23 protein-coding genes and 1 tRNA gene are annotated in these 23,526 nt (G+C 63.2%); 19 read left to right on the forward strand and 5 right to left on the reverse strand.

Features of this window, described 5'->3' with window-relative positions; translation table 11 throughout:
- Positions 1–653: 653 nt before the first annotated feature.
- From JI749_RS13750 to JI749_RS13770, 5 genes are read left to right on the forward strand one after another with little or no spacing between them, the layout of a single operon-like run.
- Positions 654–1,802 carry an extracellular solute-binding protein gene (locus JI749_RS13750; RefSeq protein WP_201654971.1) on the forward strand — a complete coding sequence of 383 codons (1,149 nt, stop codon included), beginning with the start codon at positions 654–656 and terminating at the stop codon, positions 1,800–1,802.
- On the forward strand, positions 1,799–2,677 hold the full coding sequence (locus JI749_RS13755) for an ABC transporter permease (RefSeq protein ID WP_201654974.1): 879 nt from the start codon (positions 1,799–1,801) through the stop codon (positions 2,675–2,677). Before JI749_RS13750 ends, JI749_RS13755 begins: the two co-directional genes overlap by 4 nt.
- On the forward strand, positions 2,674–3,495 hold the full coding sequence (locus JI749_RS13760) for an ABC transporter permease (protein WP_201654977.1): 822 nt from the start codon (positions 2,674–2,676) through the stop codon (positions 3,493–3,495). Before JI749_RS13755 ends, JI749_RS13760 begins: the two co-directional genes overlap by 4 nt.
- Positions 3,496–3,502: 7 nt before the next feature.
- Complete coding sequence (locus tag JI749_RS13765) at positions 3,503–4,540, forward strand: ABC transporter ATP-binding protein (RefSeq protein WP_201654980.1); 1,038 nt, start codon at positions 3,503–3,505, stop codon at positions 4,538–4,540.
- Position 4,541: 1 nt separating this feature from the next.
- Positions 4,542–5,375: a glycerophosphodiester phosphodiesterase gene (locus JI749_RS13770; RefSeq protein WP_201654983.1), complete on the forward strand. Its 834-nt coding sequence runs from the start codon at positions 4,542–4,544 to the stop codon at positions 5,373–5,375.
- Between the two features lie 154 nt (positions 5,376–5,529).
- Here the strand turns inward: JI749_RS13770 and JI749_RS13775 are convergent, their stop codons facing one another.
- Both JI749_RS13775 and JI749_RS13780 read right to left on the reverse strand, forming a co-directional pair.
- Positions 5,530–6,333 (reverse strand): inositol monophosphatase family protein, encoded by an 804-nt coding sequence (locus JI749_RS13775; protein WP_201654986.1) that lies wholly within the window; start codon positions 6,331–6,333, stop codon positions 5,530–5,532.
- 13 nt (positions 6,334–6,346) lie between these two features.
- Positions 6,347–8,020, reverse strand: a complete 1,674-nt coding sequence (locus JI749_RS13780; RefSeq protein WP_201654989.1) for a Na/Pi cotransporter family protein — start codon at positions 8,018–8,020, stop codon at positions 6,347–6,349.
- A gap of 216 nt (positions 8,021–8,236) precedes the next feature.
- On the opposite strand from JI749_RS13780, the gene JI749_RS13785 reads away from it, so the two are divergent.
- The 4 genes from JI749_RS13785 (at position 8,237) to JI749_RS13800 (ending at position 11,900) form a co-directional block, all read left to right on the forward strand.
- Complete coding sequence (locus JI749_RS13785) at positions 8,237–9,481, forward strand: HAD family hydrolase (protein ID WP_201654992.1); 1,245 nt, start codon at positions 8,237–8,239, stop codon at positions 9,479–9,481.
- Between the two features lie 75 nt (positions 9,482–9,556).
- Positions 9,557–10,801 carry a DNA polymerase IV gene (dinB, locus tag JI749_RS13790; protein ID WP_233280763.1) on the forward strand — a complete coding sequence of 415 codons (1,245 nt, stop codon included), beginning with the start codon at positions 9,557–9,559 and terminating at the stop codon, positions 10,799–10,801.
- 203 nt (positions 10,802–11,004) lie between these two features.
- Positions 11,005–11,274, forward strand: a complete 270-nt coding sequence (locus JI749_RS13795) for a hypothetical protein (protein WP_201654998.1) — start codon at positions 11,005–11,007, stop codon at positions 11,272–11,274.
- A gap of 95 nt (positions 11,275–11,369) precedes the next feature.
- A complete protein-coding gene (locus JI749_RS13800) occupies positions 11,370–11,900 on the forward strand; it encodes a hypothetical protein (RefSeq protein ID WP_201655001.1) in 531 nt (176 codons plus the stop codon).
- Here the strand turns inward: JI749_RS13800 and JI749_RS13805 are convergent.
- The gene (locus JI749_RS13805; RefSeq protein WP_201655004.1) at positions 11,897–12,142 is read right to left on the reverse strand and encodes a PilZ domain-containing protein; all 246 of its coding nucleotides are present in this window, start codon (positions 12,140–12,142) and stop codon (positions 11,897–11,899) included. The two genes, JI749_RS13800 and JI749_RS13805, sit on opposite strands and share 4 nt — an antisense overlap.
- A gap of 160 nt (positions 12,143–12,302) precedes the next feature.
- Here JI749_RS13805 and JI749_RS13810 point away from each other — a divergent pair, with 160 nt between their 5' ends.
- From JI749_RS13810 to JI749_RS13855, 10 genes are all read left to right on the forward strand, one after another.
- Positions 12,303–12,761, forward strand: a complete 459-nt coding sequence (locus tag JI749_RS13810; protein WP_201655007.1) for a carboxymuconolactone decarboxylase family protein — start codon at positions 12,303–12,305, stop codon at positions 12,759–12,761.
- On the forward strand, positions 12,761–13,636 hold the full coding sequence (locus tag JI749_RS13815; RefSeq protein ID WP_201655010.1) for a sigma-70 family RNA polymerase sigma factor: 876 nt from the start codon (positions 12,761–12,763) through the stop codon (positions 13,634–13,636). Before JI749_RS13810 ends, JI749_RS13815 begins: the two co-directional genes overlap by 1 nt.
- Before the next feature lie 51 nt (positions 13,637–13,687).
- Positions 13,688–13,763: transfer RNA gene (locus JI749_RS13820), tRNA-Thr, on the forward strand.
- A 39-nt stretch (positions 13,764–13,802) separates the two neighbouring features.
- A complete protein-coding gene (locus JI749_RS13825; protein WP_233280764.1) occupies positions 13,803–14,678 on the forward strand; it encodes a DUF72 domain-containing protein in 876 nt (291 codons plus the stop codon).
- Between the two features lie 289 nt (positions 14,679–14,967).
- Positions 14,968–15,603: a hypothetical protein gene (locus tag JI749_RS13830; protein ID WP_201655013.1), complete on the forward strand. Its 636-nt coding sequence runs from the start codon at positions 14,968–14,970 to the stop codon at positions 15,601–15,603.
- Entirely contained in the window at positions 15,600–17,036 is a 1,437-nt protein-coding gene (locus JI749_RS13835) for an O-antigen ligase family protein (protein WP_201655016.1), read from the forward strand. The genes JI749_RS13830 and JI749_RS13835 overlap by 4 nt, the downstream gene beginning before the upstream one ends.
- Entirely contained in the window at positions 17,036–17,818 is a 783-nt protein-coding gene (locus JI749_RS13840; protein WP_233280940.1) for a metallophosphoesterase family protein, read from the forward strand. Before JI749_RS13835 ends, JI749_RS13840 begins: the two co-directional genes overlap by 1 nt.
- 36 nt (positions 17,819–17,854) lie before the next feature.
- Complete coding sequence (locus JI749_RS13845) at positions 17,855–19,969, forward strand: GumC family protein (protein ID WP_201655022.1); 2,115 nt, start codon at positions 17,855–17,857, stop codon at positions 19,967–19,969.
- Positions 19,970–20,043: 74 nt separating this feature from the next.
- A complete protein-coding gene (locus tag JI749_RS13850) occupies positions 20,044–20,307 on the forward strand; it encodes a spike base protein, RCAP_Rcc01079 family (RefSeq protein WP_201655025.1) in 264 nt (87 codons plus the stop codon).
- Positions 20,308–21,264 carry a phage head spike fiber domain-containing protein gene (locus JI749_RS13855; RefSeq protein WP_201655028.1) on the forward strand — a complete coding sequence of 319 codons (957 nt, stop codon included), beginning with the start codon at positions 20,308–20,310 and terminating at the stop codon, positions 21,262–21,264. It begins immediately after the preceding gene.
- 3 nt (positions 21,265–21,267) lie between these two features.
- Here the strand turns inward: JI749_RS13855 and JI749_RS13860 are convergent, their stop codons facing one another.
- Together JI749_RS13860 and JI749_RS13865 are read right to left on the reverse strand one after the other, a co-directional pair.
- Positions 21,268–22,272: a nitroreductase family protein gene (locus JI749_RS13860; protein WP_201655031.1), complete on the reverse strand. Its 1,005-nt coding sequence runs from the start codon at positions 22,270–22,272 to the stop codon at positions 21,268–21,270.
- Positions 22,269–23,504, reverse strand: a complete 1,236-nt coding sequence (locus JI749_RS13865; RefSeq protein ID WP_201655034.1) for an oligosaccharide flippase family protein — start codon at positions 23,502–23,504, stop codon at positions 22,269–22,271. Before JI749_RS13865 ends, JI749_RS13860 begins: the two co-directional genes overlap by 4 nt.
- Positions 23,505–23,526: the final 22 nt, after the last annotated feature.

The following is a 23,526-nucleotide window of genomic DNA, read 5'->3' on the forward strand; positions in this document are numbered from 1 at the left end:
GAAGGGCCCGCGCTTGCGGCTTGGTGCGGACCCTTCCTGGTTGCATGCCTGAACAGCCTGCGCCATCGCCGCGCCGGATGCCATGCCGGTGGAAGCAGGACGCCCATGCAGCGGGAAGACTTGCCGGGCTAATGCGCGAAAACGATTCCATGCTTTCCCGCCAGCATGCATGGAAATTCTGTTCCGTTACTGGAACGATTTGGCGGGTTCATTCGAAAGCATCCGAACGGTACCCGAAAGCGTGCGAATTTTCGGCTTGGCCCGCCCACGCTCTCGAGACCTGCCGCCGAACAATGTCACGCCGATTGAAATCGCTACCAGTCGCGCCGCATTTCAGCGCGTCGCTTCGACGGTTCTTCTTGGGCAGTTATGCGGGCACTGACAAAGCGTTACACTGTCATCTTACCAAGGCGCCGGCTGGCGGTAGCGCGCGAAGATGGCCGGGGCGGGACTTGTTACATCACTGTCGCAGAGCTGTGATTTGTACCCGGCATCGTATCGTCGCCTGCCTGCGGGTTTTCCGCTTGCTTTAATTTTCGACCGGGAGTTAGCTTTCGTTCGGGAGAGGTCGACGCAAGATCGATGAAACCTACGAGCGGACCTGCCCGCTTCGTGGAACATCCGTTCCAAGGAACGGACTTTGGGAGATGACAATGAAACGGCGTGAATTCATGCTTGCAGCCGGCACATTTGCCGGCGCCCTGATGCTGCCCCGCATGTCGTTTGGCGCCGAAGGCGTCATCGACGTCTATTTCAGCTCGGACCAGAACGTCATCGACTTCTGGACCAATGTGGTGAAGCCGAAGTTCGAGGCAGCCAATGCCGGCCTGACGCTCAACCTGGTGGATGGCGGCGATGGTGCCGGCGTGGCGGCCATCGCCGACCGCGCCCTGGCGGCCCTGGCCGGCGGCCAGGATCCGCAGGCGGACCTGCTGGAAGGCTTCGACAGCCGCGTGACGGTGGACGGCATCGCAAAAGGCCTGTTCGTCGACTTTGAACAGGCGGGTCTCAGCAACTATTCCAAGATCAATCCGCTGGCCTTCGACATTCCGACCAACCTGCCCTATCGCGGTTCGCAGGTCTTGCTCGCCTACGATACGACCAAGCTCGACCCGGCCAATGTGCCCAAGACCTTTGCGGACCTGGTTGCGTGGATCAAGGCCAATCCCGGCCAGTTCATCTACAACCGCCCCAACAAGGGCGGCTCGGGCGGCAATTTCGTGCGCCGCGCCATCTACGAGGCCAATGGCAAGGACCCGGCCAAGTTCACCGTCGACAATTACACGGCAGAAGCCGGCGAGGCGATGCTCAACCCGGCCTGGGACATCCTCAAGGACCTAGCCCCGTCGCTGTTCGATGGCGGCGCCTATACGTCGGGCAATACCCAGTCCATCCAGCTGCTCGGCCAATCGGCCGTAACGATGATCCCGGCCTGGTCGGACCAGGCGCTGTCGGCCATCGCCCAGGGCGTGCTGCCGGAAACCACGGGCCTGGTGCAGTTGCAGGACCTCGGCCTGCCCGGTGGCTTCACCAAGCTGGCCGTGCTGACCAACGGCACCAACAAGGACGCCGCGCTCAAGCTCGCCGACTTCCTCCTCAGCGAAGAAATCCAGTCGGCGGTGCTCACCGAACTGGGCGGCTTCCCCGGCGTATCGTGGGATTATGTATCGGCCGAACTGCGCGAAAAGTTCGCCGATCTCATTCCGCAGACCATTCCCAACTTCCCGAGCGGAGACTGGGAAAAGGCCATCAATGACGGCTGGTATCGTGCCGTGGCGCCAAACGTGGACCCGGCTTCGTGACAACAATCGACGCGAGCCACCCAGTGCTCGCCGCACCCGAGCGCAGGAGGCCCATCGGCCTCCTGCTGGTCGCCATTCCCGTGTTGCTGGTGATCTGGCTTATCATCTGGCCGATCATTTCGGCGGTGATCCAGACCGTCTGGATCAAGACGCCGGACGGTGGCGGCGCGGTCTCGCTGGAGACCTACCGCTTCTTCTTCTCGGACAGCTACAGCCTGTCCAACCTCTCCATCACGCTGTGGACCACGGGCGTGTGCGCCGTCCTGCTGTTGGTGGTTTGCCTGCCCATTGCCCTTTACCTGCGCTTTTCGGATAGCAGGGTGGCCGCCTATGTGCAGGGCCTCGCCATCTTCCCGATGTTCGTCCCCTCGATCATCCTGAGTTTCGCCTTCATCCGCGTGCTGGGGCCGAACGGCACGGTCGACCTGGTGCTCAATGCGGTCGGCCTGCCCAAGATCCGGTCGCCCTACCTGACGCCCTGGGGGCCGGTGATTGGCCTGGTCTGGGACAATATCCCGCTGACCGTGCTGATCCTGCTGTCGGGGCTTGGCAATGTGTCCAACCAGGCGATCGAAGCGGCGCGCGATGTCGGCGCGGGGCGGTTTGCCCTGCTCTGGCACATCATCCTGCCGCGCATCTCGAACTCGATCCTGGTGGCGATTTCGTTCGCTGTGCTGGGCATCTTCTCGGCCTTTACGCTGCCCTATGTGCTGGGCCCGGCGGCGCCGGAAATGATGGGCCCGTTCATGCAGCGCACCTTCCGCGAGTTGTTCGAGCCACAGACGGCCATCACCCAGGCGGTGATCACCTTTGGCTTCTGCATCCTGTTCGGGCTCTTCTATGTGCGCTCGGTCGCCAGGAACCAGGCGCCATGACCTCAGCTGCCATCCGCCGCCCGATCGACTGGACGGGCATCATCTTTGCCGTTGTACTGACCCTGGTCATCGTGCTGCCGCTGGTCGTGGTGGGCACCTGGGCCTTTACCAATGTCTGGCGCTTCCCCTCGGTCATACCGCAGGAATTCGGGCTCAGGTTCTGGAACCAAACGCTTGCCCGTGCCGACGTCTGGAGCTCGATCACGATGAGCCTGACGCTGGCGATGACGGTGACGTTGCTCTCGGCCCTGATCTGCCTGCCCGCCGCCTATGCCTTTGCCCGGCTGGATTTTCCAGGTCGCAACATCCTGTTCTTCTCGTTCCTGGCCGGCCACGCCTTCCCCAAATTCGGCCTGCTTGTGGCCATTGCCGGCATTTTCCTCCAGCTCAATCTCATCGGCACCTTCTGGGGCGTGGTGCTGATCCAGCTGGTTGGCACGCTGCTGTTCATGATCTGGATTCCGGTTGCGGCGTTCCAGTCGGTGGACCGGCGCATGGAAGAAGCGGCGCGCGACGTCGGCGCCAGCCCGATGCGGGTATTCTGGTCGATCACCCTGCCCCAAGCCGGGCCGACCATCGCCGCAGCGGTGCTGCTGAGCTTTGTGGGCACGTTCTACGAGACGGAAGGCGCCTGGCTGATCGGCGCGCCGCAGGTGCGCACGCTGCCGGTGCTGATGATCTCGTTCATCAACAACCAGCCGGTCATCCAATATGGCGCGGTGCTGTCGGTGCTGCTCTGGGTGCCCAGCTTCATCGCGCTGCTGTTTGCGCGGCGCGTCGTCAATTCCGGTTCGTTTGCCCGCGGTTTCGGGGGCTAGGAAGATTATGTCCGTTCTCAAGATCAAAGACGTTTCCAAGATTTTCGCCGGCGGCGTGCGGGCCGTGGAGAATTTCTCGCTCGATGTTGCCGATGGCGAGCTGGTGTGCCTGCTTGGTCCCTCGGGTTCGGGCAAGTCGACGCTGCTGCGCATGGTTGGCGGCTTCGAGCGGCCGACTTCGGGCGAGATGACGATCGACGGCGAGGACATCACGCATGTGCCGCCGGAAAAGCGCCCGACAGGGATGGTGTTCCAGAGCCACGCGCTGTGGACGCATATGAATGTGTTCAAGAACCTGGCCTTCGGTCTCAAGCTGCGCAAGGTGGCGCCGGACGAGATCAAGCGGCGCGTCGAGGCCGTGCTCGACCTGGTGGGCCTCAATGGCTACGGCGCGCGGCATGTCGCCAAGCTTTCGGGCGGGCAGCAGCAGCGTGTGGCGCTGGCGCGATCGCTGGTGCTCGAGCCCAAAATCCTGCTGCTCGACGAACCGTTTGCGAGTCTGGACCAGCACTTGCGCGAAAGACTTCGCGAAGAGGTGCGCGACATCCAGCAGCGTCTCAAGATCACGACTCTGTTCGTAACGCATGGCCAGGACGAGGCGCTGTCGATGGCCGACCGGATCGTGGTGATGCGGGACGGCAAGACCGAGCAGATCGACCGGCCGGACGTGGTCTATCGCGAGCCGCGCACGCCGTTCGTGGCCGGCTTTATCGGCACGATGAACCTGATCGAAGGCAATGTCGCCAATGGCATGTTCAGCAAGGGGGGTTATTCGACGCCCCTGCCGGTGAGCGACGGTCCGGCCATCCTCGCCGTTCGGCCGGAAGCGCTGGACCTCACTGTTGCCGGCGAGGGCAGCCAGGGCAAGGTGCACCGAGTCACCGACTATGGCACGCATGGGCTGGTCGATCTCGAGCTCAATGACTCTACGCGGGTAAAGGCCATGGTGAGCCATCCCGATATGTTCAGGGCGGGCCAGGGCGTGACCCTGTCTCCCAGGGCCATCGCTGCCTATCGGGACGGCGTGGTGATCCACCGGGCCTGACATGACCGATCCGCTCTACCTCACTCGCGATGGCCATCGCACCTGGCTGAAGTGGCATCGGGCGAGACGCAAGGCGAGCGACCCGGTGTTTACCGGGGGGCGCATCCTCGAGGGCATGCGGCTGGGCGCGAGCGTCGAGGTGGACCTGGTGATCCATGCCGACCGGGGCTATGCGGTGCTGCATGACCTGAGCGTCGAACGCGAAACGACCGGTAACGGCAAGGTTGCCGAACTCGGCGCGGAGGCCTTGCGTAGCTTGTACCTGCGGGGCAATGACGGGACGCCGCTGAGCGAGCGGGTGATGCTGCTGGAGGACCTGTGCGCGCTGCTGGCGGGGGGTGGGCTGCATCCCGACGCGCTGCTGCAGCTCGACTACAAGGAAGATGCCAGGGTGCTCGACGCGGCGGCGGTGGCCTCGTTCAAGGACAGCGTGGCGCCCGTGGCGCGGCACATGATCCTGTCATCGGGCGACGCTGCTTCGGTGCGGCTGCTGACGGCGGGCGTGGAAGGGCTGCGCATCGGCTATGACCCTTGCCATGCCGGTGCCTTCGAGCGACTGATGGAAACGCGGGATTTTGCCGGTTTCGTGCGCGATGCGGTGGCAGCATCGCCCAGGGCCGAGATGATTTACCTCGCCTGGCCGCTGGTGCTGGAGGCGGATCGGGCGGGTTTCGATATCGTCGCGGCCTTTCACGCCGAGGGGCGGCGGATCGATGCCTATACGATCCAGCGGGCGGATCACGAGAGCAGGCCAAGGGTGCAACGGCTGCTGGAGCTAAGGGTCGATCAGATTACGACGGATGATCCGGAGGGGTTGGCGGCGTTGATGGGGTGAAGCAGGCCAAGCCATGCACACCCGCCGATCGTCACCCTGGGGCTTGACCCGAGGGCTCTGTACTGACCGAGCTGTCCGCAAGTGAAGAGCCCTCGGGTCAAGCCCGAGGGTGACGATCCATTTTGGGGCTGATGATGGGCACTATAACAGGGTCCTACTTCGGATCCTTTCGCGGCACGTCCTTGAGCTTCTCGATCAGAAACGCATGCGTGGCCTTGTTCGCGACAATAAGCGCTCCCGTTCGCTCGTAGAATTCCGGCCCCCTGCCCCACCAATCGGTGACGACGCCGCCGGCTTCCTGCACGAGCAGGATGCCCGCCGCTGTGTCGACAAAGCCAGTTTCCTCGTAATAGCCGGTCAACCGGCCCATGGCGACATAGGCGCAGCTGTTGGCGGCGCTGCCGACGATGCGCACAGCGCCAACCGGGGCGCGGATCGCGTCGAGACGCTCGTAGGAACCGGGATAGAGTTGCAGACCCGGCGTGGGCAGGCCAGTGCCGATATTGAACAGGCCAATATCGGCCTGCTCGCTGACCCTCAGCCTTTCCCCGTTCAGGAAGGCGCCCTGCCCCGCGATGGCGGTGAACATCTCGTCGGCGGGAGGGTTGTAGAGCACGCCGCACACCGTCTCGTTGCCACGGCGCAAAGCCAGCGAGATGGTATAGTGCATGCCGTTGATGAAGTTGGTGGTGCCGTCGATGGGGTCGACCAGCCAGCGATGCTCGCTGTCGGTGTTGACGGGGTCGAATTCCTCGCCGGTGAAGCTCCAGCCCGGATAGCGCTCGAACAGGAACTTGCGGATGAGCAGTTCGCTCTCCTTGTCCGCATCGGAAACGAAATCGGCCGGACCCTTGATGCCGATCTCGATGTCGCGGAAGCGCTTGAAGTAGTCGAGCGTCAGGGAGCCCGCTTCGCGCGCGACGGTGACCATGTCGGCGAGGACGGCATCGTAGTTCATGGAAGGCTCCGGGCTATTCCGAGGCGGTCTTGGGCTCGAGGACGGGATTGGGACGCAAGCGGCTCTCGTCGAGCTCGCCCTTGGTTTCGAGGATGGGATAGGCGACCGAGGCCAGGTGCGCGGTGATGCGCTTGAGATCGCGCAGGATATCGAGATGCAGCGAACTGGTCTCGACCGAGGCAGGCACGCGCTCGCGCACGCGCTGGATATGAGCCTTGGCCGAACGGGCCTCGAGCTGGCGCACCTCGACCTTGGCTGCGACCAGCTGGCGAGCCAGTTGCGGATCACCGGTCATGAACACGGTCTGGCTCAATTGCATATTGGTGATGGTCTTTTCGTAGAGCGCGACGATTTCGGCGAGTCCATCGGCGGAAAATTTGAGCTGGCGCTTGGCGATCTTGGCAGCCACATCGCACAGGCCGCCTTCGACGATATCCCCGATATGTTCGAGATTGATGGCGAAGCTCATGATTTCGCCCGAGCGACGGGCGTCGTCGGCGTCGAGCTCGGTCTGGTCGAGGCGCGTCAGGTAGAGCTTGATAGCCTGGTGCAGCGCGTCGACATCGTCATCGAGCATCGAGACGTTGCTGCGGGTGCCGGGGCCCGGCTTGCGCAGGGCTTCGAGGCTGCCGCGCAGCATGCTGAGGACGATATCGCTGACCCGCAGCGTCTCGCGCTGGGCAGCGGCGAGCGCGATGGTGGGCGTATCGAGCACACTATCGTCGAGATAGTTAGTGCCGCGCTCGGGCGTCGCCGGCTTGGGTACGGCCAGGGCCGCCAGCTTGCCGATCGGCCCGAGGATCGGCAGGAACAGCACCAGCAGCACCAGGCTGAAGCCGATATGGGCGGCGATGGTGAGGCTATCGGAATTGGGCAGCACCGCCAGCAACAGATTGGCCGCGGGCACGGCGAAGATGGTCAGCACGATCGCGCCAATGGCGCGCACCACCAGATTGGCGAGCGTCAGACGCCGCGCTTCCACACCTTCATGCAGCACTGCCAGGAACGGCGGAATGGCTCCGCCCAGATTGGCGCCGGCCACGAGGGTGAGGGCCAGCGGCGGCGAGACGATGCCGGCCGAAGCCAGCAGTGCCACGAAGAGCACGACGGCAAGGCTAGACGAAGCGACCAGCGCCAGCACGGACGCAAGGATCAGCGCGAAGGCCGGCGCGTCACCGAGCCCACTCAGGATGGCGATCATCACCTCGGACTCACGGAGCGGACCGGTGACGCCACCCACCAGCTGGAGCGCCAGCAGCATCAGGCCCAGGCCCAGGATGGCGCGGCCAATGCCCTTGCCGCGGGAATACTTGCTGAGCTGGAAGACGGTCACGCCGACCAGGATCATGGCCGAGGCGAACCAGTGCACGTCGAGCGACAGGACCACCGCGGCAATGGCCGTGCCGACATTGGCACCGAGCATCACCGCCTGCGCCATGCGTGGGTTGATGGCCCCGTTGCTAGCGAAAGAGGCGGTGATCACCGCCGTAGCCGTACTCGATTGCAGCGCCAGAGTGGCCATGATGCCCGACAGAACCGCGGTGAAGCGATTGCCGGTGCCCTTGGCGATCCATAGCCGCAACGATGCCCCGAAGGCCCGCATGACGCCGGTCTTGATCATCCGCAAGCCCCAGAGCAGCAGGGCTCCGGCACCAAGAAGATTGATCAATTGAATTGTGGAATGCATGTTCCCTTTCCACGCGCGGCTGGAACGTACATTGTACGCCTGCTAACTGATCTGTCGACCGATTTTACACATGGTTGAGGCTGCGCTCCGTCGGCGGTGCACGGTGTGCCCTTCGATGGGGGCGAAACGATGGTTGGCGCTTCCGCCCGAGGAGCCGCTGTCGCCAAGTGTCTGAATCAATTGCGTAATCCTAATCTGCTACCAAGGAGCTGCCTTATGTCGCCAACAGTCCACCAACTCACCATTGGGGATTTTGCCCTGGCGCGGCAGCTGGCGCCGGTGATCCGGTTTGCCGACAATGAGCCTTTCCTGCCCAGCCATGTCGGGATCTCGATACTGGATGCGCCCGGCCGTTCGCCATCGAGTCGGCTCGACATCGCCTTCGAAACCGGCGTCGCCAAGGTCATCGAATATGCCGTCTGGTGGGACTGGGACATCCAGCACCTCTATGAACTGGAGCATATCTGGCTCAAGCTCGACGCCGCCGACAAGCTAGTTGCAGTGGAAGCCAGCTCGCATGGCGGCAAGCTTGCCATGACCGTTGCCGGCAGCGGCCTGCCCCTTGATGGTGGTCGCGTGACGCTGGTGTCGACGCCCGGCAAGCATGCCTTCACCGCATCGGCCGAAGATCAGACAGCGAACTGGCGGCTGACGAGCGTATCCTGCCAGGAACTGGCGGGACTGGACGGAGTGCTGATCAACGACAGGTTCCGCCCTGCCCTTGCCGAGGTGACGGCCGAGGATCATCGCGCCGTCAAGCGTTACCTGCAGGCGCGCGCTTTTCTGCCGAGCGCCACTTTCGAACAGCGTTTCGACCTGGCGGATTCCGAGATGCTGAGCTGGGATGAACTCGCCGAGTGGATACCCGGACGGGTCAAGGCGGTGCTGGCACAGGTGCGCTACGAGCAGCCACTGCTCAAGGCGGTGTTTCTCGACAGCGGGGACACCTTGGTCAACGAAGCCACCGAAAAGCTCGATGCGGAGGGCTATGTCACCGAAGCCAGGCTTATTCCCGGCGCACTCGAAATGGTGCGCATGCTGGCCAGCGAGGGTTACCGGATCGTGCTGGTGGCGGATGGCCAAGTGCGGAGTTTCGACACGGTGCTGGGCGACCACGGCATCACGCCGCATTTCCACGCGAGGGTGATTTCCGAGACCGCAGGCTGCGAGAAGCCGGACCGGAGGATGTTCGACCAGGCCATGGCCGCAGCCGGTCTGAGTGCCGATGACGCGGGATTGATCGTGATGGTTGGAAACCACCTCGAGCGGGACATCGGCGGCGCGAACCAGCTCGGCATTGTCAGCATATGGCAGAATTGGTCCAAGAAGCGCAGCCACATCCCAGAAAACGCGCAGCAGGTGCCCGACTATACCATCCGCTCGCCGGGCGAATTGCCCCAGTTGCTGGCCGACATCGAGCGACAGATGGCGCGGGCCAAGTTGAACCCGGCAGGGGCGTAGAACCGTCAAGACACTTGACGCGGCCCGTGGTTTGTTCACTTTATGTTCTGCCACTCCGGCAGAACAGGTGTGAGCTTGGCCGACGCGACGATCCTCCATGCCGACCTGGACGCATTTTATGCGTCGGTAGAGCAGTTGCTCGATCCGGCGCTGCGCGGCCGGCCGATCGCGGTGGGCGGGGGCGTGGTACTGGCAGCCTCTTATGAAGCCAAGGCGTTTGGCGTGCGTGGGGGAATGCCGGGGCGGAAGGCGCGGGAGCTCTGCCCCCAGTTGCAGTTCGTGGGCGGCCATTTCAAGGAGTACCAGCGGCTGGGCGACGCCGCCATCGCCATCCTGGGCGACTACACCCCCCTGGTCGAGCGCATTTCCATTGACGAAGCCTTTGCCGATGTGGCCGGCACGGCGCATCTGTTCGGGCCGCCGGCGGCTATCGCGCAAGCTATTCGACGCCGGGTACGCGAGGAGGTCGGCTTGCCGATTTCGATCGGCGTGGCGCGAACCAAACACCTGGCCAAGATCGGCTCGCAGGTCGCCAAACCCGATGGGCTGGTGGTGATCGATCCGGCGCTGGAGACGGCTTTCCTGCAAGACTTGCCGGTCGGCCTGATGTGGGGCGTCGGGCCCGTGACCAGCGCCAAGCTGGCTGAGGCTGGCATTCGCACGATCGGGCAACTGGCGGATATGCCGGGCCAGTCGCTCGAGCGGCTGGTGGGCCAGGCTGCGGGGCAGAAGCTGGCGGCGCTGGCCTGGAACCGCGATCCGCGCGTCATCGAAACCCATCGTCGCGCCCGCTCGGCCGGGGCGCAATCCGCGCTTGGCCGCAAGCCATTCGAGGAGCGAGTGTTCGGACCGACGCTGCGGCTGCTGGCGGACCGTATCGGTTCGCGACTGCGCGATAAATCCCTGTCCGGCCGAACGGTAACCGTGCGGGTACGGTTTGCGGACCTTCGGGCCGTCACCCGGGCAGTGACCCTGCCCGTCCCAGTGGCGGCCACGGCGATACTCGCCGAAGTGGCCGAAGACCTGACGCGCAGCGTCAGGCGGGACTTTCCGCAGGAGCGGTTCATTTCACTGCTCGCCATCTCGGTGTCCCACCTGGCGGTGGTCGATGGCATGCAACTGGAGTTCGGCCTAGGGCTGGCCGACGAGATACGGCGGCCCGGTACCCGCCGGGGTGCGGCGCGGTGGCAGGCCGACCTGGCCATGGACGCGGTGCGCGGCCGGTTTGGTTGGGAGGCGATCGGTTACGGCTCGGTGGTGCTGGAAGCGCCCAGGGCCGTGCCGAACGCTTTCCGCGAACTGGCCGAAAAGGAATTGTGAGGCCAGCCACACAAAAAGGCCCTCGGCCGGGTGCATCAGCCGAGGGTCAAATACGGGAAGTCTGGAGGTCGCAGGGGCAAACCTGCTGTTGTTCAACGCCGTGGGCGGCAAACGGTTCGCCAGTGACGCGGTTGTGATCGGTTTGGACCTACCGGTGCAACTGACTGCGGCAGCCAGTCATTGCTGTGGTCGAGGAGATTGCCATGGCCCAAGCCCCAACCACCGAGCAGATCAGGAACGCCATCGACAGCGGTGTTACCGGAGAGAAGGTCGGCTTTCCGGACCCCGCCGCCGCGCCTTTGGGGACCGATGCCGAGGCGGGCGGAAAGAGCCCGACCGCAGCGGAGCGAAAACTGGAGGCCCGTGTCCAGCCCCGGAATAACCAAGCTGCACCGCCGGATGGACGGGTGGTCTATCTAGGGCTCGTGGCGCTGGTGACAGGCGCAATCGTGCTTATCGGCATGTTCGCCTGACGAGCGGGCAAAAGTCGCAAATTGCCTAAAATGCGCGCCATCTAACTTTTCGGCGCTTCGCGCATTGCTGCCAGCGTGGATGCGAGGAGATAGCCATGCGCACGCTGATTGCCCTTGTTATGACCGTCATGCTGCAAGTCCCAGCCTGGGCCGGCGGATGGAGTTTTTCGATACGCGACACGCCGGTGGGGCCGCTCTGCGTGGCGGCCACTTCGCAAAACGGTGTCAGCCTCGGCTTTTACGGCGTGCCGCTGGGTCCGACCTATGCGTTCGTCAAAGGCGTGAACCTGCCGCGCAATGCCCGTTCCACCTGGCAGGTCGCCGGTTACGAATGGCGGCAGTTCGTCGGCGCCGCCGACAGCTACAATGGCGTGCATATCTATCCCGGCATCCGGCCAAATCTGCTCGCCGAAGTGGCGGCGGGGTCGCGTCTCGACCTTTATCTCCACGATGCAGGGCTGGCAGGCAATGCGCCGCTGACGGGTACTCTGGGCCTGTCGCTGCGCGGGTCGTCGCGCTCGATCGCAGCGCTCCGGGAATGCCAGGCCGGCCACCACCGGGCAGCCCCTGGCGTGCTGGTCGTGGTTGACGTGGACGCCTATATCCTGCCCGCGCTGCCCTACTAGACCTCGAAGCGAAGGCCGACACGCATGCCCTCGCGCCAGACGATGCGGCAGGGCTGAAGGCGATGATCGGGCATCAGCATGTAGAAGCTCTCGGGCAGTTCGTGGTCGTCCGGGACGTCGACGCGCGCGCCCATCGCGCTCATGTTGAGAACCGCCCCATCAAAGCGGGTCAGTCCCCCACCCGTTACGATGGTGGCTTCCAGGTGGACCGCCTGACGCGGCAATGCCCTACGTTCAGTCATGCCCCCGGTGTAGCCGCCGAAGCCTGCCGACAGATTGGAACGGTCGCTAAAGCTTTATGGAAGTGTAGCGCGGCGTAGAAAATTTCTTCGCCATGTCACAGCGCGGGCGCGCCATCTCGTCTTGTCATTCGTAAGCAACTCGAATGACATGGAGACAATCATGAGCAAGCGCATCAACCCCTATGCCCGCATGGACCTGTTCCAGCCGCTGATCGACTACAGCAAGACCCTACCCGAGGTGGGCCTGGAGCACAGCCTGCTGCACCTGGTCAAAATCCGGGCCAGCCAGATCAATGGTTGTGCCGTGTGCCTGGTGATGCACACCCAGGAAGCCCGCCAGGATGGCGAGACGGAAATGCGCATCTACCTACTCGACGGCTGGCGCGAGGCGCCCCATTTCACTCCTCGGGAGCGCGCCGCCCTGGCCTGGACCGAGGCACTGACCAGGCTCGACCATGCCGGCAACGATGCCGCCTACGAGCTGGTGGCGGCCGAATTCAACGAGGCCGAGCAGGTTGCGCTGACGCTGGCGATCGGCAACATCAACCTGTGGAACCGCATCAATGTGGGTTTCCAGGTGGCGCCGCCCCGCTCGGCCGCGATCAAGGTGGCTGCCTGATGCGAACCGGGCGGGCCGACGCGGCCGAACGATTTGAACCGGTCCGGCCGCGGCTCGCCCGGGTTGCCTATCGCATGCTCGGCTCAGTCGCCGATGCCGAGGATGTGGTGCAGGAGGCTTTCCTGCGCTGGCACGCAACGGAGCGCGACAGCATCGACAATGCCGAAGCGTTCCTGGTCCGAGTAGTCACGCGGCTTTGCCTGGATGTGCTGAAGTCGGCCCGCCGAAAAAGGGAAACCTATGTCGGCCCGTGGCTGCCCGAGCCGATGGTAGCGGCGGAAGCAGACCTAGCCGATGACGTCACCCTGCCGCTGCTGCTGGCGCTCGAGCGCCTGTCGCCACTCGAACGGGCCGCCTTTCTGCTGCATGATGTTTTCGGCATGGATTTCGACGCGGTGGCCGCAGCGATCGGTCGTGACCAGGCTGCGGCGCGACAGCTGGCCAGCCGAGCGCGCCGCCACGTGCATGAAGACCGGCCGCGCTTTGCCGTGGACGAGAACCGCGGCATGGAGCTGGTCGAGGCCTTCTTTGCCGCATCGCAAACCGGCGACATGACCGCGCTGCAATCGATGCTCAGCGCCGACATCATCTGGACCGCCGATGGCGGCGGCAAGCGGCCTGCCGGTCCGGCGCCGCTCGTCGGAGTTGAGGCTGTGATGTCGCTGCTGCGTCGGCTGGCGCCGCTCCATGAACGCGCACCATCGCGGCTCGTCCGCTTCGCCATGATCAACGGCCTGCCCGGCTTCGTCAGCCTGGAGGCCGATGGCCATCTGCAGACGACGGCATTCGACGTCATCGATGACAAGATCGCGCGCATCTACATCATGCGCAATCCGGACAAGCTCGGACACCTGAGTGCAGAGGCACTGCACTAGGGCGGATGCCGAGTTGCGCAAGCCGGGTGGCAGTGCTAGGAGGCGGCGTGTGCCGGTATAGCTCAGTTGGTAGAGCACCTGATTTGTAATCAGGGGGTCGCGGGTTCGAACCCTGCTGCCGGCACCAGTTCCCTGAACCTTCTCGCGCCGGTGCCATTGTGGGGCCATGAGCCCTGCAACGACCATTGAAGAACGTCGTGCCAGAAAAGCGGCGCGGCGCATCAAGCAGCGTGAGATCACGGTGCTGCGCGCGAACAAGATGCACAAGGCGCGCCTGCTGGCGGCGACACATGCACACCCGCCCGCGCCTGCCGATCCACCAACGCTCAATATCGGTTGTTCGGGCTGGTTTTACTGGCATCTGAGAGGAACGTTCTATCCGACCCAGATGCCGACCAAGGAGTGGTTTGCCTACTACTCAGACCACTTCTCGACGGTCGAACTGAATGCCCCATTCTATTCGTGGCCAACGATTGGCACTGTCGAGGCGTGGCGCCGCCAGGCGGCGGGCAGACCGATGGTATACACGGTCAAGGTCTCGGAACTGATCACGCATATCAAGAAATTCGAAGGCACCCAGGATCTGGTGCGCGACTTCGGCTACATCGCCGATTTGCTGGGCCCGCTGATGGGCTGCTTCCTGTTCCAGTTGCCTCCGAGTGTCCCTTACTCGCCTGCCCTCCTCGACACCATCCTCGCGCAGCTCGATCCCGCACGCCGAAATGTCATCGAGTTTCGCCACGCGAGCTGGTGGAACGACCACGTCTATGCGGCCCTGGAAAAAGCAGGCGCCGTCTTCTGTTCGTGCAGCGGGCCGAAATTGCCGGATACGCTGATCAAGACGGCGGGGGATATCTACGTCCGTTTCCACGGGGTCCAACGCTGGTATCGTCACGATTATTCAGTGGAAGAACTGACGGTCTGGGCGCAGCGGATCATCGAGGCGAGGGCAAAGCGGGTCTGGGTCTATTTCAACAATGATTTCGATGGCTATGCGATCAAGAATGCCGCGATGCTGTCGCACATCCTGGGCAGCGGTTGACCAACGAAAGGCCATAGCTCCATTGCACCGGGCGCCGCGCTGTTTTGGCGGCGAAGTGCTAGTGTTCCCAGGTGAGCAACTCATCCCCTGCTCGTTAACGACGGGAACATAAAATCTCGCATAGGCCCGCAAACACATGTAGAAGCAAGCCTATCTCCGCGGCAGGACAATGGTCCGGTGCCAGTTTTGCCACTTGCGCATGACGAGATGGCACAAACACTGCGTGAACCGAAGACTTTCTGACATGTGGGCGACACGAATAGGCGTAACTCTGGTGGGCTTGGCGAGCATGGCGCTTGGCGCTTGGGCCATGTATGCCGAGGCCGGCCCGGTGCTGCGGGGCGGCGACACGGCCCGTGCGCGCATTGCTGCGACCGCGTCTACAAACGGACCAATCGGCGCTGGCCTGCTCACGACAGCGGTTTCGCTTGCCGATTGCGAGCAGGTCCTGCTGCCGTTCGGCAGGCGCGCGACCCCCGAACAATTGGGCGAAGCGCGAGACGCACTGCTCGATGAATGCGAGCACATGGCCAATGACGTGCTCGCACGAACCCCGGCGCACGGCCAGGCGGAGTTGCTGCTGGCCCTGATTGCCGAAGCCCGAGGCGATGTCGACGGCATCAGCACCCACCTGGCGCGCTCGGAAGCGCTGCAGCCCAACCTGGCACGCGTGGTTGCGCCCCGCGCCGCACTTGGGCAGCGCCATTTCGACGAGTTGTCGCCGGACGCGCAGGAACGCCATCAACGTGATCTCGTCCTGATGCTGCAAAGCGGTCGGGGCGTCTGGCCGCTGGCAGACCTCTATGTCTCCGACGAGGCTGCGCGCAAGCGCATCACGACGGCCCTAGAGAAGGTTTCACCGCGCGAACAGGAGCGCTTCATCTACATCGTTCGCCGGGTTCTGGGCGCGAGGGGTGCGCGATGACGACGTGGAGCGAGCCCGCGATGTCGGTGAAACGGCGGTCCAGCGCTGGAAATGACCAGGCCACCAAGCGGCGGAAGCGGCTGAACGGTTTTGTGGGCGGTGCACTGCTGCTGCTGCTGGCGCTTGCCCCCCTGCCCTTCGGGGCCGTGCATGCCTTTACCTGGGGTGTTTTCGGCCTGGGACTCGGTTTGCTGGGCATCGTTTATAGCGTAGGCCTGGCCCGTATCGGCATCGGCCCGAATGTTTCGCCGGCCGAGCTGCCCTGGGCGACGGGTGCATTTGCCCTTTACTGCCTATTCCTGGTGCTGCAACTGCTGCCGCTTGGCGCGATAGCCCCCTCCCTCACGGCATTCTGGGCCAACGGGATGGAGTTCAGCTCCAGCACCATTTCGGTTGCGGCCAATCAGACCGCGCTGATGCTGTTGCGCCACCTGACCTATGGCTTGCTGTTCTTCCTGATGCTGCAGGCCAGCCAGAATCCGACACGGCGCGAGTTCGTGCTCAATGCGATCCTGCTGATCATCATGGGCTACTGCCTGCTGGGCATTGTCAGCCTGCAAAGCGGCGACACCGTGCTGGGGCTCAACAAGACCAGCTACATGGGGTCGGCTACCGGGCCGTTCGTCAATCGCAACTCCTACGCCACCTATCTCGCCATCGGGGCGATGATCGCCCTGGTCAAGGCAGGCCGGGTGCTTGTCCGCCAGGCGTCGCGGCACAGCCACGACGGCATGGTGCCGGATACGATCACCAAGACCCTGCTCTACGCCACCGGCTACCTTCTGCTGGTCGGGGTGATCTTCGCGACCAACTCGCGCATGGGCATCGTCGTAACCATGGTCGGCTCCATCCTGATCCTGGTGATCCTGGCGACCCGCCTGGGCAGCGCCTGGAGGCTGCTGTTGCCAGTTGCTGCCGTGCTGCTGGTAGCTACGGCGCTGGCGGTGTTCCTGTTCGGCGAATCCGTGCTCGCCCGACTGATCGACGACAGCTCCTCGAGCGTGACACGCATCGATCTCTACCAGCAGACGTGGCAGTTGATCTGGCAGAGGCCATGGCTGGGCTTTGGCGGCGGCGCCTTCGAACAGGCCTTCGCCTGGGCCGCGCACGCCCCTGTCGGCCCCGACCTGCGCTGGGACCGGGCCCATAATACGTATCTCTCGCTGTGGTCGGAGATGGGCCTGATCGTCGGCTCGCTGCCGGTGGTGCTGTTCATCGCGCTGGCCGTCCGCCTCGTCGCCGCTCTGGTGCGACAGTCCGACGACTGGGCGTTCCAGGCGATAGGGCTCAGCGTCCTCGTCGTCGTGGGACTGCATTCGCTGGTCGATTTCAGCCTGGAAATCCAGGCCAACGCGCTGCTGTTCACTGCCGTCATGGCCGTGGCGGTCGGCTCGACGCTTCCTGCAGCGGAACGCCGGAGCAAGGCTAATTGATGCTGGGCCTGTTCCGCAAACAGCCCCGTCCAGCTTCCCAGCCGCGGTCCCGGGTCAACCTGGGCGAACCGGACGTCATCTATGCCGTCGGCGACATCCATGGTTGCCACCGTCATCTGCAGGTGCTGCTCGACAAGATCCGCCAGGACGCCGCCCAGTTTTCGGGCCGCAAAGTGCTGGTCACGCTCGGGGACCACATCGACCGCGGTCCGCATTCGGCGGCGGTAATGGATTGGCTGTCGGCGCCGTTCAAGGGCGACATTGAGCGCGTGAGCCTGGCCGGCAACCACGAAGCGATGATGCTGGATTTTCTGGCCGACCCTGACCTCGAGTCGGCCTGGCTGCGGAATGGCGGTGAGGAAACGCTGACCTCGTACGGTATCGACCTGCCCGCTTTCGAGCGCGCCCGCCAACGCGACAGGCGCGCGATGCTGGACTTCGTTGTTCCCGCCGATCATGTGGAACTGCTCCGTTCAATGCCAGTCATGGCCACGACGGGCCAGGCCGTGTTCGTGCATGCCGGCATCCGTCCGGACCTGCCGCTGGAACAGCAGACCGACAGCGACCTGGTCTGGATCCGCCAGCCATTCCTCGATGAGGTTCGCGCCGACGGGCCACTGGTCGTTCATGGACATACACCTGCCGAAACGCCGGTGATCGCCGGACGGCGTATCTGCGTGGACACGGGCGCCTACGCCACCGGCGCCCTAACCGCCTTGCGTCTGACGTCTGGCGGATACGATTTCCTGCAAGCCACCTTACAAGACATAACGACGCGCTGAAGCCGACCCAGCCCAACCCCCTGAAAGTGACGACGGATGGAAGAAAACACGTTTGATCTGCGCGCCATACTGGGCCTGCTGCGTCGCAGGCTGAGGCTGATATTGGTCACCGTGATCGTGGTGACCGCGGTGGCGGGCTTCGTGATCTTCTCGCTGGCGCCGGTCTATACCTCGTCGGCCCTGATCCTCGTCGACCCGAGCCGCAAGAACATCCTGGCCGGCGACGCCCAGACCGGCAACAGCGCGGCCGACAGCGCCCGCATCGACAGCGAAGTGGAAATCCTCCGCTCGGACAATGTCCTGCTCAAGGTGATCGAGGCCGAGAACCTCCTGTCGGGTGACAACAATATCGTCCAGTTGTCCATGATGAGCCGTCTGATGGCCTTCCTGCGGCTGGCCGACCCGGAACTGCCCAGCGCCGAACAGGCGCTGAGCCAGGCCCTCAACAGCCTGCGCAACGCCATTACGGTGCAGCGGCGCGGCCTCACCTACCTGATCTCGGTCCAGGTGCGCTCGGGCGATCCGCAGCGGGCCGCGGTGCTCGCGAATGCGACCGCGGAAGCCTATATCCAGGCCCAGCTGGCCTCGAAGGTGGATAGCACCCTGTCCGCGCGCGACCTCATCCAGGCCCGGATCAGCGACGCCCAGGCCTCCATCGCCGCTTCCGAAGGCGCATTCGACGACTTTATCGAAAGCAATATCAAGGAACTGGAATCCACACCCGGCGGCAGCCAGATCGCCCAGATCCGCCGGCAGCTCGATCAGCTCCAGCAATTGCGCGACCGCAATGATCGACTGGCACAGTCCGTCCAGTCCGACCTGGCGGAGAACGACTGGGACTCGCTGGTCACCTCTCTCAGTTCGTCGGCCCTGTCCGAACTTGGTCGCCAACGCGAGGAGTTGCTGGCCCAGATCGAAGGGGGCGCCGATTCCCCGACCGGTATCGACCTCAACGCCGCCGTGGCCGATCTCGAAACGCGCATCCGCGAAACCGCCAGCGCCGAGGCCAACAACCTCGAACAGTCGATCGCTGCATCCCAGTCAGAGGAGACCGACCTACGTCGCGAGCTGCGCACCGCTGTGCTGAGCAGCAACCTTTCGGCGGACACCCTGACCCAGATCTATAGCCTGCAGCAAAATGCCGAACTGGCGCGTCAGCAGTACCAGACGCTGCTCAGCCGTTTGCAGGACGTGGAGACGCAAGCCGACCTGCAGGTCGCCGACAGTCGCATCGTTTCGCCCGCGCTGGCGCCGCTCAGCCCTTCGTTCCCCAACCGCACCCTGCTGCTGGGCGCCGCACTGATCGCGGCACTTGGCCTTGGGGTGGGCCTGGCGTTCCTCTATGAAAACTTTATCGGCGGCTTCCTGAGCGAAGCGCAGCTGTCGTCGGTGCTGCGCACCCGCGTGGCAACCGCGATTCCCCGCCAGCGCACCAAGAACGAGCGCGAGAGTATTGCCGACCTGATGATCAACTCGCCGCTTTCGGTGTTCCCGGAATCGGTGCGGCGGCTGCGCGCGACGCTGGAACAGGGGCTGCGGCACAACAAGAGCCCGGGCGGCAAGGTGATCATGATCACCTCTTCGGTTCCCAACGAAGGCAAGACGACCCTGGCGCTGGCGCTGGCCCGGTCATATGCGGCTTCGGGACACAGCACGATCCTGATCGATTGCGACCTGCGCAAGCCGAGTGTCCATCGCCACCTGGGCGTCGAGCCATCTGCCGGGCTGCTCGATTATCTGAGCTCAGGCGGCTCGGACAACCTGAGCTCGTTCATCGCCCGCGACCCGATATCGTCGGCCACCATCATCGTGGGTGCGCGACGCAGCGACTTGCCGACCGATCAGTTGCTCACTGGCCCCTCCTTCGAGCGGCTGATCAAGGCGGCCCGCACGACGTTTGACGTGGTCATCGTCGATACCCCGCCCATCCGGCCGGTGGTGGACGGTCTCTACGTGGCGGCGAGCTCGGACGCCGTGGTCATGGTGGTTCGCTGGGCCTCGACCTCGCAGCAGGACGTCAAGGCGACCTATTCAAGCCTGATGCAGAGCAAGCGACCGGACGCGGAACTGGTGACCGTGCTCAGCCAGCAGGAAGAGAACCAGGGCGCCTACATGCGCAAATATGGCGACTACTACCTGACCAACGATTGAGGCAGCGGCAGACTTATCCCCGCCCGCCGGCCCAGCCTTATGCTCATTCCGGACCTTAACCGGAGTGAGCCTTCATGCCCGATCAGTTCTCCAGCCACGCACCCGGCCTTGAATCGCCGGCCGCACACGGCTTTGCCATTACGCCCTCCGACGGCGCCGACCTGGCCGACGTAACGCGCGCCATCTATGTCGGTGGAAGCGGCAGTCTCAGCCTGACGCTGCTGTCGGGTGCCAATGTGACGCTGACCGGGGTGGCCGGCGGCACCCTGCTGCCACTGCGGGCCAGGGCTATCAAGGCCACGGGGACGACCGCCACCAGCCTTGTCGGATTGTTGTAAATGCTGGGCCTCGCCATCACCAGCCAGGCCGCGCGACAACGCGCCTGGTGGCCAGCAGGCGCGCGCTTTGCCGCTGACTTCATCAACCGGCGGGCGATGTCCAACGGCGTACAACTGCCCCTCTCGGCCGTGCTAACGCTTAGCCGCGCCAGCGTCAAACGCGCCAAGACCAGCACGGGTCACTGGGCAACATTTGCGGCGAACGAGCCTGCCATCACCGACCTGGGCATGCTGATCGAGCCCGAGGCGACCAACCTCATCATCAACAACACGGCCGATTCCGGCGCTGGCATCCAACTGACCGGCACGACCTTGACCGCCCTCCCCTTCGGCCAGAGCCCGGGCCTGGACGGGTTTGCCAAGCGCGTGACGCAAGGTGGCGGAGCCAGCGACAGCGTGGTGCGCAGCGGCCTCAACGTATCAGGCGGAACCACCTACACCTGGTCGCAATCGGTCCGCTACGAAGCCGGCGCGCCCTGGATGCGCTTCGTGTTCTCCGACAACGTGGCTCATGGCCTCCATATCTGGCTGAACCTGGCCACCATGACCATCGGCACGACAGGCACGTTCGGCGCCGCGGTCCTAAGCGGCTACAGCCTCACCGCCGAAGCCGACGGCTGGTACCGGGTAGCGATGACGGGCAGTGTGCCGAACAGTGCGGTGGGGGGGTTGTCGGGGTATGTGTGTGGCGGCAACAGCATCACCAGCCGGCAAGCAGGACAATTTCACGTCTGGTTACAACAGATGGAAACCGGGTTAGCGGCAAGTTCTCCTATCGAGTCGTCTACAAGCGCTGCGACACGCGCTGCTGACTCGAGTTCATTCGACGTTGGAATCCTCACCACTCTCACTTTGCGAAGGCTGGACGTTGCCGACCAGTATATTTCGACCCCGCCGTCGCCGTTGAGTCTAACGTCATCCGAGAGAGCAACTTTTGTGAGTACGACCGGCTACTAAACGCTAGCGCAGGTGAACCAATAAGTCATCGACGGGTGGCCGCCATGACGACGCGACGGAAAACTGCTCGCGGAGGTGGCCAAATCCGACCAACATTATCACGGCCTCGTCGTCCCTCATCGGCAACGCTCTACGGAGTTCGATATCTTTCGCGGCGCCTTTGCTCCAGTTAAGGGATACCGCCCCAAGGCCGCGGGCATGGAGAGCCAGCAAAAAGCTCATTGAAAACAAACCCCCGTCTACCCAAGCCTGATGACGCTCGCCTGCCCCCCAAAAATTGCTCAGTCTTGTGGTAATAACAGCCAGGCCACGCACTTGATCAGCGAAGCCCTTTGCCCCGCCCTGGATCTCAAGCAACGAGTGGATCTTCTCACGCTCCAAAGTGAAATAAACCCTTGTGTTCTGACGGTTGCAAACCGTTGGCGACTTGATCGCAGCTCTTGTCGCCCACTCGACATCGGAAATGTCGACGTCTTGACCTGCAAACTGCCGCACAGTGTGCCGGCTGAGGAAAAAGTCTAGGCTGACGTTTTCAGTGACGCTCCGCACGTCAGATGCAACAACCGGCCTTGTGCCATATTCCCCAGACGCTTCGTGTGCGCCGACCACCTGAATGAGCCGTTCGATCCTGTCGCGATGCGGGTAGTCCACCAGATCGACGCGCTTATTGAAATCGGCGTAGCGCGCCAAAACCGTGACGGGAACTTTGATGAAGTCGTCAGCACCAAAATTCTGAAGATAGTACTCGATGTACGTCAAAAGGTCCGGGAGCTTGTCCTTACCGAAGCCCGGCCTTGGTGATGGCAAAGAAAGTCCCTTCTCAACATTATGAAATCGTTCCGTTATTCTACTTCTTAGATTCTCCTTGCTCCGATACTCGGTCCCTGTCGACGAAAATCGAAGGTAGCGGACAAAATCGTAATAGTAGCTGGGCAATAAATCTGCCGCGACCCGCAATGGCCGAAGCGCCACTCGAATTCCTTTGGGAACGAGCTTCTTTATGTTCATAGTGAATACCTATTACTCTCGCGTTGTATGCGAAATACGCCCCAAGCGTACAGAATACCAGCAAGTAGGATCGATGTTGCCAACGCCCAGGCAGCTCCCGCCACGCCCCAAGCGAGGGAGAATAAGGTGACCAGTCCCGCGATAGCGCAAGCTGCCAAGAATTGAACAATCAGACGCCAGCGCACTTGCTTGTAAATGATTAGCAGAACTCCGGTCGACGCGGACAGGTATCTCACCAATACGAGTAGGCAAAACCCACTCCAAAGCCCGACGCTAATTTCGTAGCCGGTCCCGAATACAAGCTGTGAGAAAGTCGCCATGAACACAGCATATCCGACGGCGACTACTGTGCCGATCGCAAGGTACTCAAGAAAGAAGCGGGCGATAAGCGGGGTCTTCACGCGCCCATGATCGGACATGTCGCGTGACAGTGCTGGGATGTTTACACCCGCCAAGACTTGAGCGGGAAGCACAGCGTAAGACGCAACACGGGCGGCAATTTGATAAGTACCTGCGGCATGCAAGCCTAGAAGGGCACCAACAAGGATTACGTCGATCTGTCCAGTGATCGTAGTTAAAAAGCTATCCAAAGCCAGTCCGGATGATGTGCGCATGAAGCGGAGGAGGTCCAGGAGGGGACCGTGGATGCAGTTGCCGAGTTGCGTGTAGCGGGAGACAACGAGGAAGGCGATGGCGGTCTGGAGTAGCCTGGCGACAAACAAGGCCGTGGCGATGGGCAGGATGTCGGGCCAGGCAAGCGCTGTGCCGCCCACGACGATGACGAAGACGACCGTGCCCAGAATGCTCGAAACGGTTTCGGCCGCGTATTTGCCAATGCCGCGCAGGGCTACAACGACCAGGTCCCCGTAGGAATTGACCATGATGGAGCCGTAAAGCAGCAGGCTTGCGGCAAGCAGGTGCGGACCGAGATTAAGTAGGGACAGAACCAACGCGGCGCCGAGCGTAACGACCAGCACCAACAGGTTTTTGACGCGGACGCAGGCCGCAATGAGCTCGCCGGCCTTATCAGGCTGGGCACCGATGTCGCGCAGGGCCTGAACGGAGAAGCCAAAGTCGGTGAACAGGGCAGCGATCGACGCGTAGGCGAAAACGGTGGCAACGAAACCATAGTCGGCGGGGCCGAGGCCGCGGGCCAGAACGAACAGGCTGACCATGCCCGTGCCGATCTTGCTGAGCAGAGAGATGGCCAGGAGCAGCTTGTGGCGGGTCATTCCCTGCACCCGCGTAAAACTG

The organism is Devosia oryziradicis, assembly GCF_016698645.1.
Lineage (GTDB): Bacteria > Pseudomonadota > Alphaproteobacteria > Rhizobiales > Devosiaceae > Devosia > Devosia oryziradicis.

Coding starts and splice junctions, on each gene's coding strand:
- JI749_RS13750 (WP_201654971.1), top strand. CDS start 654: ATGAAACGGCGTGAATTCATGCTTGCAGCCGGCACATTTGCCGGCGCC.
- JI749_RS13760 (WP_201654977.1), top strand. CDS start 2,674: ATGACCTCAGCTGCCATCCGCCGCCCGATCGACTGGACGGGCATCATC.
- JI749_RS13765 (WP_201654980.1), top strand. CDS start 3,503: ATGTCCGTTCTCAAGATCAAAGACGTTTCCAAGATTTTCGCCGGCGGC.
- JI749_RS13770 (WP_201654983.1), top strand. CDS start 4,542: ATGACCGATCCGCTCTACCTCACTCGCGATGGCCATCGCACCTGGCTG.
- JI749_RS13775 (WP_201654986.1), bottom strand. CDS start 6,333: ATGAACTACGATGCCGTCCTCGCCGACATGGTCACCGTCGCGCGCGAA.
- JI749_RS13780 (WP_201654989.1), bottom strand. CDS start 8,020: ATGCATTCCACAATTCAATTGATCAATCTTCTTGGTGCCGGAGCCCTG.
- JI749_RS13785 (WP_201654992.1), top strand. CDS start 8,237: ATGTCGCCAACAGTCCACCAACTCACCATTGGGGATTTTGCCCTGGCG.
- JI749_RS13795 (WP_201654998.1), top strand. CDS start 11,005: ATGGCCCAAGCCCCAACCACCGAGCAGATCAGGAACGCCATCGACAGC.
- JI749_RS13800 (WP_201655001.1), top strand. CDS start 11,370: ATGCGCACGCTGATTGCCCTTGTTATGACCGTCATGCTGCAAGTCCCA.
- JI749_RS13805 (WP_201655004.1), bottom strand. CDS start 12,142: ATGACTGAACGTAGGGCATTGCCGCGTCAGGCGGTCCACCTGGAAGCC.
- JI749_RS13810 (WP_201655007.1), top strand. CDS start 12,303: ATGAGCAAGCGCATCAACCCCTATGCCCGCATGGACCTGTTCCAGCCG.
- JI749_RS13815 (WP_201655010.1), top strand. CDS start 12,761: ATGCGAACCGGGCGGGCCGACGCGGCCGAACGATTTGAACCGGTCCGG.
- JI749_RS13825 (WP_233280764.1), top strand. CDS start 13,803: ATGAGCCCTGCAACGACCATTGAAGAACGTCGTGCCAGAAAAGCGGCG.
- JI749_RS13830 (WP_201655013.1), top strand. CDS start 14,968: ATGGCGCTTGGCGCTTGGGCCATGTATGCCGAGGCCGGCCCGGTGCTG.
- JI749_RS13835 (WP_201655016.1), top strand. CDS start 15,600: ATGACGACGTGGAGCGAGCCCGCGATGTCGGTGAAACGGCGGTCCAGC.
- JI749_RS13840 (WP_233280940.1), top strand. CDS start 17,036: ATGCTGGGCCTGTTCCGCAAACAGCCCCGTCCAGCTTCCCAGCCGCGG.
- JI749_RS13845 (WP_201655022.1), top strand. CDS start 17,855: ATGGAAGAAAACACGTTTGATCTGCGCGCCATACTGGGCCTGCTGCGT.
- JI749_RS13850 (WP_201655025.1), top strand. CDS start 20,044: ATGCCCGATCAGTTCTCCAGCCACGCACCCGGCCTTGAATCGCCGGCC.
- JI749_RS13855 (WP_201655028.1), top strand. CDS start 20,308: ATGCTGGGCCTCGCCATCACCAGCCAGGCCGCGCGACAACGCGCCTGG.
- JI749_RS13860 (WP_201655031.1), bottom strand. CDS start 22,272: ATGAACATAAAGAAGCTCGTTCCCAAAGGAATTCGAGTGGCGCTTCGG.
- JI749_RS13865 (WP_201655034.1), bottom strand. CDS start 23,504: ATGACCCGCCACAAGCTGCTCCTGGCCATCTCTCTGCTCAGCAAGATC.